We start from the raw sequence: 12,204 nt of genomic DNA on the forward strand, positions 1-12,204 counted from the left end.
GCGCCACCAGGTCTTACTCACCGACACTCCCTACGGGGAGTCCTCGCGTGAGGCGGCTCGGCCGCGGAGTGCGACGAGGGCCAGCAGGGCCGAGAACAGTGCGGCCGAGCCGCAGACCACGAAGCCGATCGAGTAACCGTGCCCGAGCGCGTCCAGGGCCAGCGGGTGCAGGTCGGCCAGTTTCGGTGACGACTCCGCGGCGCCGTTCACCGCGAGCGGACCGCCCTCTTCCAGTACGGCCGTGCCCGCGCCCTTGAGCGCCCCCGGCAGGGCGGAGTCGTGCAACGACTCGGAGAAGCTGCTCGCCGCGCGGCTGAGGGCGACCGCGCCGATGACCGCCGGGCCGAGGGTGAAGCCGAAGTCGCGCAGCAGGTTGGTGGTGGCGCTGGCCATGCCGGCCAGCTGAACCGGCACGGTGTTGACGGCAGTTGCCGTGATCGAGGAGACGGTGACGGCGAAGCCGAGGCCGACGAGACCGAGGGGCAGGATCAGCGAGGTGAAGGCGGTGTCGGTGATCGGCAGGGTGGCCGCCAGGTAGTCGCCCGCCGCGATCAGCAGCAGTCCCGCGCCCAGCAACAGCCCCGGTGCCACCGTGCGCAGCAGGCGTTCCGTCACGGGCAGCATCACCAGCGCGATGCCGTTGAGCAGGACGAAGGCCAGGCCCGTCCGCATGGGCGCCTGGTCCTGGACCGGGCCGAGGCGGATGCTCACGGAGTAGGCGGTGCCCAGGAAGGCGAACATGCCGACCACGGCCACGATCGAGGCGACCGCGAAGGCGCGGTTGCGGAACAGATCGAGGCGCAGCAGTGGGGACTTGGCGTGCTTCTCGGCCAGGACGAAGGCGGCGAGGAACACGGCCGCCAGGACGAAGGCGATGACGATCGACGGCGAGGCCCAGCCGTCCGTCGGCCCCTGGATGATGGCGTAGAGCAGGGCGAACAGACCCAGACCGATGGTGACCTGGCCCGCCAGGTCCAGTGAACGTCCTTCGGGCGCACTGGAGTTGACGGCGAACCGGGCGCTGACGACGGCGCTGGCCGCGGCGACGACCGTGACGACGACGAAGGACCAGCGCCACGAGCCGTAGGTGGCGGTGACACCGCCGAGCAGCGGCGCGAGGAAACCGCCGGTGGACAGCAGGGCCGCCCACATCGCGATGACCCGGGCGCGTTGTGCGGGGGAGGTGGTGCCGGCGGCCAGGATCGCCAGCGAGGTGGGGAAGAGGGCGGCCGCGCCCAGGCCGGCCAGGGCCTGGCCCGCCCAGAGCTGGTGGACGCCGGACGCGGTGGCGCTGACCACTTCGCCGACGGCGAGCAGAGCCGCGCCGCCGACCAGGAGCCGCTTGCGGCCGAAGAGGTCACCGAGCAGACCGAAGGTCAACTCCAGTACGGCGACCGGGAGCAGGAACGCGTCGGAGATCCAGGTGAGTTGTGAACCGACGGGGTGCAGGTCGGACTGGAACAGGCCGTTGAGGGTGGCGGGTATGGCCAGACCGATCTGGGCGAGACAGACGGCGAGGAGTCCGGCGACGAGCGTGCCGGTGGTCAGGCCGGGGCCGGTGGCCGTTGTCGCTGTGGGCTTGGTCGTCGTTGACACGAAGGGCTCCTGAGGGCGCGGGAGACGTGGGGAGGTCCAGGAAGGAGAAGGGTGTTTCGCGGTCAGCGCGTGCCGGTCAGCCGGCTCGGTCGGTAGTCGGTGAAGGCCGCACCGTCGAGGCCCAACTCGTCGGCACTGCGCTGGAGTTCGGCGGGCGTGGTGGAGTCGCCCCAGTGCCCCGTGTTCAACCGGTGCTCCACGGCGTGCAGGCCGGCGACCACCTCGGCGGTGGTGAAGTTGCAATGGCTCGGGCGTGCGACGTAGGCCTGACGCAGCAGCGCGGAGTCGCCGGCCCTGTGCACCCGCCCGGCGAAGGCCGACTCCTGCTCGACGGGGACCAGTTGGTCGGCGGTGTTGTGGATGTCCAGCAACGGCACGGCCAGGCCCTGTCCGGCGGTCGAGGTCTTCTTCAGATGGGCCACCGCGGCCGGGTCGGCCGTGATGTCGGCGCCGTGGGTGAGGTGGTTCAGGTCGGACCGCAGGTCGAGTCCGGCGTCGCGGTAGAGCGCCTCGACCTGCTTGGCGTGCGCGGACCCGCGCAGCAGCCCGGCGTAGTCGACACCCTTGTTCCACGAGGTGTTGCCGCCCGCGGACTGCTCCACCGACCAGCGCGCCGGAATGATGAAACTGAGCAGCCCCTGCGCGAGCCACGCGTACTGCTGCTGCTCCTGCCCCGCGAAGTCCTCGCGTGTGGGCGGGAGTTGGCCGGGCGCCCAGTCGGCAAGGTTGAGGAAGGCGGCGGCGAGGGCGATCCGGGCGCGCCCGGCAGCGGTCTGCTGCGCCGCCGTGACCGCCTGTGTGAGCCGGGCGGCGAGCGCGGCGCCGTCGGCCTGGCTGTCCAGGTTCACCAGTTGATCGGCGTCGGCCGGATCGAAGAACGTGGCGAGGGTGTACTCGGCGTCCAGTTGGTAGTTGTCCAGGTCGACGCCGCCCGCGACAAGACCGCAGAGGCCGAGTGCGCCGTCGATGCGTCCCGCGCCGTCCCGGGCGAGCCGCGCGTTGACCAGTCCGCCCATGGACTGGCCCACAGAGATGACCCGGCTCGGGGTGCCGACCTGGCGACGGAACGCCTCGAGCGCGGCGAACTGGTCCCGCTCGGCCGAATCGAGCGCCCACATCGAGCCGTTCGGATCGTAGGAGGAGCCGGCGAGGGCGTACCCGCCGTCGAGCAGGGCCTGTTGCACGGCGGCGGACGGGGCGTCGGCGGCGGTGGTCGGGCCGAAGCCGTGGCTGAACAGCAGCAGGGTGCCGTTCCACTGCGCGGGCTTGTCCGCGATCCAGGTGGCGCCGTCGGACAGCGTGCCGGTGAAGTGCTCGGCGGTCGTGGCCTGCGCGGCGGTCGCCGGTCCGAGAAGGGCGGTCGCGAGGGCGGTCGCGCAGGCGGCGGCGAGGATCGAAAGCCGGGGACGGAGAGGGGGACGGGACATGGCGGCGGCTCCGCGGGTCGGGTGGGGACCAGGTGAGGACCGAGTGGGGGAGCGTGCTGGATGAGCGCTGCGAATGTAGGTCTCTTTTTTCATCGCCGTCAATAGACTGACCAATAACGAAGCAGACGGGTCCGCGTACGGACGCGCGGCACCGAGGTGCGGATCGGCCTGGTGCCGCTCGGGTAGGCCCGGTGTCGGTGCCGCTCGGGTCAGCCCGGCGTCAGCGTGTCCAGCAGCCGTGCCGCCGCTCGCGCGGCCGGCCGCTCCCAGCGGCTCGCCAGGCCGCGGAAGACGGTCTCCGCCTGCCCGGCGGGCCAGTCGCCCGGCAGGTGCTCGGCGGGCAGATGCGGGTCCCGTCGCACCAGGTCCAGCCAGTCGGTGTGCACCAGGAGCTGGCCCGCGAGCTCATCGCCTGAGGCGGCGGCGGGCAGTGGGTCGGTACGGTCCCAGCGCTCCAGGAACGCCCGGTACCGCGCGCCGATCGCCGGCACGTCGAAAGCCTGCTCGAGCACCTCGCGGACATCGGTGGGCGACTCCACCTCGGCCCGGAACACCCTCAGATACGACTCCAGGCCGAGCCCCGCCACCATCGCGCGGACGTCGACGCGGGACGGGGCCACCCACAGGCCGTTCTGCAACGGGCCGAAGCCCGCCCAGATCAGACGGGAGCGCAGATCGTGCCGTTCCCGGCTCCACGCCTCGGGCAGCGAGAAGCCGACCATCGTCCACCGGCCGTCCCAGTCCCGGTTGACGGCGCCGGTGCGCCAGATCCGGTCCTTGCCGTCCGTCAGCACCTGGACCGCGTGCGGCGTCAGCCCGAAGTAGGTCTTCCGGCCCTGCCGGGTGCGCTCCAGCAGACCCCGTTTGACCATCCGGTTCAGCGTGGTCCGTACCGCCTCCTCGGTGCTGCCCACCCTGCCGAGCGCGGCGATCACACTGCCCGTCGACACGGCGACGGACCGTCCCAGCACATGTGCGCCGAAGAAGGTCAGCATCAGGGACTGGGTACGCGGTTCGGGGCCGCTCTCGGCGGCCGGTCCGGCGGCGACATCGACACTGGTCACGGGCACAGCGTAGGCCCGGGGCGAGCGGGCCCCGCCTTCGCCGCACCAAGTGTGTCATTTCTGTGACGGCAATCTCAGAATGGCCTGATGTCGGCGTGACGTAGCGACGTGCAGGCGACGCCACTCAGGCCGCGTTCAGGGTCGTGTGCCACCGTGGGCGCGATGCGGGTACTGGTGGTCGAGGACGATGCGCGGTTGGCGGACGTACTGTTCGCCGGGCTGGTGGCCGAGGGGTTCGGAGTCGATGTCGTGCACGACGGCCTGGAGGGGTACTGGCAGGCGTGCGAGGGAGCGCACGACGTCATCGTGCTGGACATCATGCTGCCTTCCCTCAACGGGTACGACGTCGCACGCCGGTTGCGGGCGGAGCAGGTCTGGACGCCGGTGCTGATGCTCACCGCGAAGGACGGCGAGTACGACGAGGCGGACGGTTTGGACGTCGGGGCGGACGACTACCTGCGCAAGCCCTTCTCGTTCGTGGTGCTGGTCGCCCGGTTGCGGGCGCTGGCGCGCAGGGGAGCCACGCCCAGGCCGCGGCTGCTCAGCCACGGGGGCCTCACGCTCGACCCCGAGTCGGGGGACTGCACGGCGGGCGGGCAGCCGGTCGTGCTCCAGCCGCGCGAACGGGCCGTCCTGGAGGTCCTGTTGCGCAACCGGGACCGCGTGCTGTCGAAGGAACGGCTGCTCAAGGCGGTCTGGGGGCTGGACGCGCCTGGGGACGCGAACCTCATCGAGGTGTACGTGTCGGGACTGCGGCGGAAGATCGGCGCGGCGCGGATCGACACGGTGCGGGGGCTCGGGTACCGGCTGGTCGATCCCGATGCTTGAGCGCCAGCGGCCAACTCTGCGGCCTGCATTACGGGTTGGGCTGCGACCCCCTCCGCGGTTCGGGCTGCGGCCCACGCCGCGGGTCCGGCGGCGCCCCACCCTCCGCGTCACCCTCACCGCGCTCGTCACCCTGGCCGTAGGGCTCGCGCTCGCGCTCGCCTCGGTCGCGCTGGTCGCCGGCATGTCGCACACCCTGGTCGGCGATGTGAAAGCGGCGGCTGTTCGCGAAGTCGACCGGGTGGCCGAGGAGTTGGCGACCGGGAAGCCCGCGACCGAACAGCGGTACAGCCCGGCGGACGTGGTCACCGTGATCCGGGTCGAGGACGAGCACGGACGGGTCGTCCAGACGCTGCCCGAGCTGCCGACCGAGCCGTCCCCCGACCGCCCGACCACCCCTCCCTCCGGGGAGGTTGTGCGCGTCCCCGACCGGGATCTGGTGGTCGCGTCCCGTACCGTCGACACACCCGACGGCGTACGGACCGTGTCCGCGGTGTCCCGGCTCGGGCCGATCAGCCGGAGCATCGACCTGGTGGTCCGGGCGCTGTGGATCGCAACGCCCTTGCTCACGGCGTTCGTCGGGCTGTTGACCTGGTTCGCGGTGGACCGTGCGCTGCGGCCGGTCGAGGCCATCCGCAAGCGCGCCGAGGTGATCAGCCACTCGACGCTCGGCGAACGGCTGCCCAGGCAGCGGACCGGCGACGAGGTGGAACGGCTGACCACGACGCTGAACGCCATGCTGGACCGCCTCGACGAAGGCGCCCGCAGGCAACGGGAGTTCGTGTCGGACGCCTCGCACGAACTGCGTACCCCGCTCGCCGCGATCCGGGCGGAGCTGGAGGTGTCGCTGGCCCACCGGGGCGCCGACGACTGGCAGGCCGTCGCCGGACGCCTGCTGGCGGATCACCGGCGGCTCGACCGGCTCACGGGCGACCTGCTGATGCTCGCCCGCACCGACGACCCGACGGTGTCCCGGCGGGCCGAGTCCGTGCGGCTGGACGAGATCGTGGCGGGCGAGCTGCGTGCCGTGCGCGGGGCCGAGGTCGTCCCCTCGCTCGGCGACCCCGTCGAGGTCACCGGAGTGGTCGCCGAACTCGCCCGGCTGGCCCGCAATCTGCTCGACAACGCCGACCGGCACGCGGACGGCCGGGTGGAGGTACGCGTCACGACGGCCGGTGGCCGTGCCGTGCTCAGCGTGGACGACGACGGACCGGGGATCCCCGAGGAGCAACGGGCGCGGGTGTTCGAGCGGTTCGTGCGGCTGGGCGACGGCAGCCGGGCCCGGGGCGACGGGGGAGTCGGCCTCGGCCTCGCCATGGTGCGCGGCATCGCGCGCCGGCACGGCGGAGACGTCACGGTCACCGCGTCACCGCTGGGCGGCGCCCGCTTCGAGGTTCAGCTGCCGCTCAGCCCGGCTCAGGTCGTCTGAAGGATCCCTCGACACCGTGGTCGTCCTCACACGACCACGGAGGTGAACGGCCATGTCGCGTTCGGTACGCGGTGGTTCGGCGGTGCTCCTGCTCGCCGGCGCCCTGCTTCTCGCAGGGTGCGGCTCGGGCGGAGGCACGCAGGCCCAGCAGTCCGGGAAGTCGGGTCAGTCGGAGCAGTCCCAGCAGGACAAGACACAGGACATGATGCTGGCGTACGCCCAGTGCATGCGGAAGAACGGCGTGCAGGTGCCCGACCCGAGGGCCGACGATCCCGGCTCGCTGTACGACGGGGTCGACACCGGGTCGGCGGCGTTCAAGGCGGGCGACAAGAACTGCGCCCACCTCATCGCCGGGATCGTCCAGGACCGGGAGAAGCAGGATCCCGAGCAGGCGCAGCAGACCCAGGAGGAACTGCTCGCGCTCGCCAAGTGCCTTCGTGCGCACGGGATCGACGTCTCCGACCCCGTTCCGGGACAGACCGCGGGACCGTTCGGCGAGAGCCTGGACCGCACCGACCCGGCCGTGTCCAAGGCGCTGAAGGCGTGCCAGAAGTGAGGACGAGGCAGCAGGGCGGGAAGCCCGGGAAGACGGGGAAGCGACGTGTCGTCACGGCCGTACTCGGCGCCTCCGTCGCGATGACTGGCCTGTCGGTGCTGCTGGTCGGGACGCTGTCCGCGACGGGCTCGTCGGACGGCAGCGACGGCGGGCAGGGTGCGCACACCACCGCCGAGGCCGCAGTCCGCGATCTGACCCTGACCCAGACGCTGAACGGCGTCGTCGCCTACCGGAATCTGCGGGCCCTGTCGCCGGGCCGGAGCGGTGTGGTCACCCAACTGCCCGAGGTGGACGCACAGTTCGGCTCGGGCGAGGTGCTCATGCGGATCGACGACCGTCCCGTGGTCCTGCTGACGGGCAAGGTGCCCGCGTGGCGCGACCTGCGGCCGGGGATGTCGGACGGCGCCGATGTACAGGAGCTGGAGACGGCCCTGCTCGCGCTCGGGTACGGCACGAAGGGCGACGGGTTTCCGGACGACCACTGGGACGCGCGTACCACGAAGGCGGTCGAGGAGTTCCAGGGGAAGACCGGCGCGGTGGTCGACGGTGTGGTCTCCCTGGGCGATGTGGTCTTCGCGCCCGGCCCGATCCGGGTCGCGAAGCTCGACGCCCACCCGGGTGGTCCGGCCGTACCCGGCACGTCGGTGATGAAGGTCTCCGACACCGTACGGGTGGTGATGCTCGACCTCGATCCCCTCGACCGGAACCTGATGAAGCAAGGAGCCCCGATGGAGGTCGAGTTCCCCTCCGGGGACAAGGTCGCCGCGACGGTGCGGTCCATCAGTACGACGCTGGAGATGAACGCCGACAACAAGGGGGTGTACAAGGTCACGGCGAGCCTGAAGAAGCCGTCGGCGGACACGGATCTCGTACTGGCACCGGTGACGGTGCACTACACGACGGTCGTCGCCAAGGACGTGCTCTCCGTCCCGGCCACGGCGATCATCGGGACACCCGGGGGCGGTTACGCGGTGGGCGTGGTCCCGGAGAACGGCGGCGCCCACAAGAGGACTTCGGTGCAGCTCGGGGCATGGGGCGACGGCTTCGTCGCGATCACCGGGGGCGTCCCGGCCGGCACCCAGGTGGAGGTACCGAAGTGACCGGGCCGACCGCACCGACCGACCCGGGATCGGACCCCGGGCCGGTGCTCGAACTCGTCGATGTCGTCCACCAGTACCAGGGATCCCCGCCCGTACGGGCCCTCGACGGCGTCAACCTGACCGTCACGGCCGGGGATTGGGTCGCGATCGTCGGCCCGTCCGGCTCCGGCAAGTCCACGCTGCTCAACCTGATGGGCGCGCTCTCCACGCCCACCTCCGGTGTCGTACGCGTCGACGGCCACGACGTGACCCGGCTGAGCGACGGCCAACTCTCCGCGCTGCGCGGGCGGGCGCTGGGCTTCGTCTTCCAGTCCTTCCACCTGCTCCAAGGGCTCACGGCGCTCGACAACGTGGCGACCGCCCTCCTGTACCGGGGGATCCCGGCCGGGCAACGGCGGGAGCGGGCGGCGCGGGCGCTGGAGCGGGTGGGGCTCGGCCGGCGACTCGGGCACCGACCCTCCCAACTGTCCGGCGGCGAGTGCCAACGGGTCGCCGTCGCCCGGGCGTTGGTGGGGGAACCGGCCCTGATCCTCGCCGACGAACCGACCGGCAACCTCGACTCGCGCACCGGTGAGGAGATCATGAACCTGTTCGGCGAACTGCACACCGCCGGCGCGACCCTCGCGCTCATCACCCACGACGAGGACATCGCCCGCGCGGCCCCGCGCCGACTCCACGTCCGGGACGGCCGGATCATCGCGCAGGGGGTGACGGCGTGAGGCCGGTGGATGGCGGCTCAAGGTCCGCGGACGGCGGCTTGAGGTCCGTGGTCGGCGGCCCGAGGTCCGCGGACGCAGGCTTGAGGTCCGTGCTCCGGCCCCGTGACGCGCTGGCCCTCGGTCTGCTCGGGCTGGTCGGCGGGAGCGGCCGACGGGGGCGGGCGTTGTTGACGGCCGTCGGCATCGCGATCGGCATCGCCGCCATCGTGGCCGTCGTCGGCATCTCGGCGTCCTCGAAGGCGAACGTCCTCGCCGTCCTCGACCGGCTCGGCACCAACTATCTGACGGTCACCCCGGGCCAGTCCCTGACCGGCGGCAGCGCCCACCTGCCGGCCCAGGCGCCGGGCAGGCTGTCACTCCTCGACCAGGTCCAGGCCGTCGCCACGACCGCCCAACTGGACGTGACCGTAAGGCGCAGCGACCGGCTGCCCGCGACCGACACCAGGGGGACGGCCGTACTGGCCGCCGACGACGGCCTGTTGAGCACCCTGGGCGGTGAACTCGCAGCCGGACACTGGCTGGACCAGGGGGCGAGCGGCTATCCCACGGTCGTGCTCGGCACAACAGCGGCGCGACTCCAGGGAGTCGACCCGAGCAGAGGCGATCAGTTGGTCTGGCTCGGGGACCAGTGGTTCGCGGTCGTCGGCGTGCTCAAGGCGATGCCGCTGGCGCCCGAACTCGACAACACGGCGATGATCGGCACCGAGATCGCCGAGCAGAAGTTCGGCTACGAGGGCTCACCCACGACGGTGTATCTCAGGACGGACCCGCGGCACGTCGACTCCGTGTACGAGGTGGCCGCCGGCACGGCCGACCCGCGCGGCCCGGAGGAGGTCGAGGTCACCCGGCCGTCGGACGCGCTGGAGGCACGGGCCGCCGCGGACACGTCGTTCACGGCACTGCTGCTCGGGCTCGGCGGGGTCGCGTTGCTGGTGGGCGGGGTCGGCGTCGGCAACGTCATGGTCATCTCGGTGCTGGAGCGGCGCGGCGAGATCGGGGTACGGCGCGCGCTCGGCGCCTCCCGACGGCACATCAGGGCGCAGTTCCTGGTGGAGGCGCTGGCCCAGGCGGGAGCGGGCGGACTCGTCGGGGTGGCACTGGGCGCCGCGATCACCGTCGGGTACGACGTCGGCGCGGACTGGCCGGTCGTGCTGCCCGCCCAGGGGCTGGCCGGCGGCGTACTGGCCGCGCTCACGGTCGGCGGCCTCGCCGGCCTCTACCCGGCGAGCCGCGCGGCCCGCCTCCAGCCGGCGGAGGCGGTGCGGCCGGTCTGACCTCGCACTCCGGTCCGGCCTCACACTCCGGTGGGGCCGGTCCGACCTCGTACTCCGGTGCGGCCGGTCCGGCCTCGCGGGCACCTTCCCGCCGCCACCCGGATACCGCCGCTACCCGCGCTCCTCGTACCGCTGCCACTCACGTCCGCCGTCGCGGGAGGTCCACAGCCCTTCGCCCTTGACCAGGGCGTACGAGGGGGTCGTCGCGTCGGCGATGCCGTAGAGCGTCGTACCGTGGACGGCGAACGACGTGAAGGTCGCCGGCGTCTTCAGCTCATGGAAGGCGCCGGCGGTGCGGTCGTCGGCGAGCCAGTACCGGCCGCCTTCCTCGCCGACCAACAGCCGCCCGTCCGTGAGCAGTTCCAGGACCCCGAGGTCCGGGAAGTCCTTGAGCTGCTTCCAGGGAATGCCGCCGCCGAGGACCGTCCGCCAGTGCTCGCCGTCGTCCGTGGTCACCAACAGGCCACGCACGCTCTGGCTTACGTCCTCGCCTTGGAGGAGTGCCAACGCCGCGGTGCCGCCCCGCGCGGTGAGGACGCCTCCGAAGTACGGCTCGGGGACGACCGTGGAGCCGAGGGTGCGACCGTCGCGCTGCCGTACGACGCTTTCGGGGGCGTCGGTCAGGGGCTGGCGCAGACTCCAGACCGTGCCCCGCTCGTCGACGACGACTTGGTTGACGTCGTCCAGCGCTCCGGAGACGGGAGCGACGGTGTGCGTGGCGGGGCGGTAGACGAGGGTCGGGTAAGGGTCGCCGAGCAGGACGTCCCCGGGGCGGGTGCCCTCCGGGGTCTTGCTCACCACGACCTTCATGCGCTTCCCGCGCACGTCGAGGGCGTACATCCCGTCGCCCGACTCGTCCGACGGCATCAGCACGAAACCCCCGGGCACCCCCTTGTACCTGGGCGGCACATTCTCGGCGTCGGCGTGTTCCGCGTGCTCGGCGACGGTACGGCCGTCCGGGCCGACGATGCGCCAGGCGGTGGCGGCCGGACCCTCGTCGTCCTCGACATTGCCGGCGTTGTACGTCAGCAGCAGCGAGCCGTCGTCCGCGCGGACCACGCCGTAGGGCGCACCGGCCGCCTCGATGACGTCTGCGGGGCTGGGGTGCGGATCCTTGAGAACACGCATGTACTTCGCCTCACGGCCGCCGGAACTCCCGTCGCCGGAGCCCCCGTCGTCCGTGCCGCAGGCGCTCAGCGTCAACGCGGCACTCGCCACTGTCGCGAGCCCGACCGTCCGCCACCTGCGTCTCCTCAGCCACCCCATGGCCCCATCCTCACATGAGCGCGAAGCGGCCGGACGTCATCGGATGGACAATGGGCGGGCCTCGGAAGGAGGACTGCGATGGCTGAGCGCATGATCGAGGTGGACGGCGTCGAGCTGTGCACCGAGCCCTTCGGTGACCCGTCGGATCCGCCGGTCCTTCTCATCATGGGCACCGGAGCCTCGATGCTCTGGTGGGAGGAGGGCTTCTGCCGGCTGCTCGCTGCGGGCGGGCGCCACGCGATCCGCTACGACCACCGGGACACCGGCCGATCGACCACCTACGCACAGGGCCGGCCCGGCTACACCGGCACGGACCTGGCCGGTGACGCCCTGCACGTGCTCGACGCGTACGAGATCCCGGCCGCGCATGTCGTCGGCGTCTCGGCCGGCGGAGGGATGGCGCAGCTGATCGCGCTCGAACGCCCCGACCGTGTTCTCTCGCTCGTCCTGATCAGTACGTCACCTGCCGTGTCCGTAGACCGCGAACTGCCGCCGCCGACCGAGGAGTTCATGACCTTCGTCTCGACCGCGCAGGCCGATTGGTCCGACTCCGAGTCGGTGATCGACTACCTGGTCGACTACGCACGGGTGCTCGCGGGAGGCCGGCGCCCGTTCGACGAGGCCGCCGCGCGCGACCTTGTCCGCCGCGATGTCGAGCGCGCACGCGATGTCGCCGCGGCGACGAACCACGACGTGATCGACCCGGGCAAGCTGCCGGAACAGCCTCTGTCGTCGATCGCCGTACCCACGCTGGTCGTTCACGGCACGGCGGATCCGATGTTCCCGCTCGCGCACGGCGAGGCGTTGGCCCAGGAGATCCCGGACGCGAGGTTGCTGGTCCTGGAGGGGGCCGGTCACGGGGTCGAGCGCGCGGACTGGGAGGCGATCGCCGGCGCGATCGTCGAGCACAGCGCGGTGGACGGGACCGGTTAGCGCTGCGGCAGGAAC

Annotated in this window: 11 protein-coding genes; 7 read left to right on the forward strand and 4 right to left on the reverse strand. The window is 72.0% G+C overall.

Translation table 11 applies throughout. From position 1 onward, the window contains the following. Positions 1–30: 30 nt before the first annotated feature. The 3 genes from ACWD5F_RS40455 to ACWD5F_RS40465 form a co-directional block, all read right to left on the reverse strand. Positions 31–1,596 (reverse strand): MFS transporter, encoded by a 1,566-nt coding sequence (locus tag ACWD5F_RS40455; RefSeq protein ID WP_451261200.1) that lies wholly within the window; start codon positions 1,594–1,596, stop codon positions 31–33. Between the two features lie 62 nt (positions 1,597–1,658). Further along, complete coding sequence (locus ACWD5F_RS40460) at positions 1,659–3,023, reverse strand: alpha/beta hydrolase (protein ID WP_451261201.1); 1,365 nt, start codon at positions 3,021–3,023, stop codon at positions 1,659–1,661. Between the two features lie 209 nt (positions 3,024–3,232). Beyond that, a complete protein-coding gene (locus ACWD5F_RS40465; protein WP_451261202.1) occupies positions 3,233–4,093 on the reverse strand; it encodes a PaaX family transcriptional regulator in 861 nt (286 codons plus the stop codon). A 156-nt stretch (positions 4,094–4,249) separates the two neighbouring features. Here ACWD5F_RS40465 and ACWD5F_RS40470 point away from each other — a divergent pair, with 156 nt between their 5' ends. The 6 genes from ACWD5F_RS40470 to ACWD5F_RS40495 all read left to right on the forward strand — a co-directional run bounded on the left by ACWD5F_RS40470 (position 4,250) and on the right by ACWD5F_RS40495 (position 9,990). Continuing rightward, entirely contained in the window at positions 4,250–4,915 is a 666-nt protein-coding gene (locus ACWD5F_RS40470) for a response regulator transcription factor (RefSeq protein WP_451261203.1), read from the forward strand. Continuing rightward, positions 4,908–6,341 (forward strand): sensor histidine kinase, encoded by a 1,434-nt coding sequence (locus ACWD5F_RS40475; RefSeq protein ID WP_451261204.1) that lies wholly within the window; start codon positions 4,908–4,910, stop codon positions 6,339–6,341. Before ACWD5F_RS40470 ends, ACWD5F_RS40475 begins: the two co-directional genes overlap by 8 nt. 52 nt (positions 6,342–6,393) lie before the next feature. Next, positions 6,394–6,897, forward strand: coding sequence for a hypothetical protein (locus ACWD5F_RS40480; protein WP_451261205.1), 504 nt, complete (start codon positions 6,394–6,396; stop codon positions 6,895–6,897). After that, complete coding sequence (locus tag ACWD5F_RS40485; RefSeq protein ID WP_451261206.1) at positions 6,894–7,997, forward strand: peptidoglycan-binding protein; 1,104 nt, start codon at positions 6,894–6,896, stop codon at positions 7,995–7,997. The genes ACWD5F_RS40480 and ACWD5F_RS40485 overlap by 4 nt, the downstream gene beginning before the upstream one ends. Next, on the forward strand, positions 7,994–8,716 hold the full coding sequence (locus tag ACWD5F_RS40490; RefSeq protein WP_451261207.1) for an ABC transporter ATP-binding protein: 723 nt from the start codon (positions 7,994–7,996) through the stop codon (positions 8,714–8,716). The genes ACWD5F_RS40485 and ACWD5F_RS40490 overlap by 4 nt, the downstream gene beginning before the upstream one ends. Positions 8,717–8,805: 89 nt before the next feature. Then, positions 8,806–9,990 carry an ABC transporter permease gene (locus tag ACWD5F_RS40495; RefSeq protein ID WP_451261208.1) on the forward strand — a complete coding sequence of 395 codons (1,185 nt, stop codon included), beginning with the start codon at positions 8,806–8,808 and terminating at the stop codon, positions 9,988–9,990. A 111-nt stretch (positions 9,991–10,101) separates the two neighbouring features. Here ACWD5F_RS40495 and ACWD5F_RS40500 read toward each other — a convergent pair whose 3' ends face one another. Next, positions 10,102–11,256, reverse strand: coding sequence for a hypothetical protein (locus tag ACWD5F_RS40500; protein ID WP_451261209.1), 1,155 nt, complete (start codon positions 11,254–11,256; stop codon positions 10,102–10,104). A gap of 78 nt (positions 11,257–11,334) precedes the next feature. On the opposite strand from ACWD5F_RS40500, the gene ACWD5F_RS40505 reads away from it, so the two are divergent. Then, positions 11,335–12,189 carry an alpha/beta fold hydrolase gene (locus ACWD5F_RS40505; protein ID WP_451261210.1) on the forward strand — a complete coding sequence of 285 codons (855 nt, stop codon included), beginning with the start codon at positions 11,335–11,337 and terminating at the stop codon, positions 12,187–12,189. Positions 12,190–12,204 lie beyond the last annotated feature (15 nt).

The sequence above is a fragment of the Streptomyces sp. NPDC002499 genome (genome assembly GCF_053595415.1).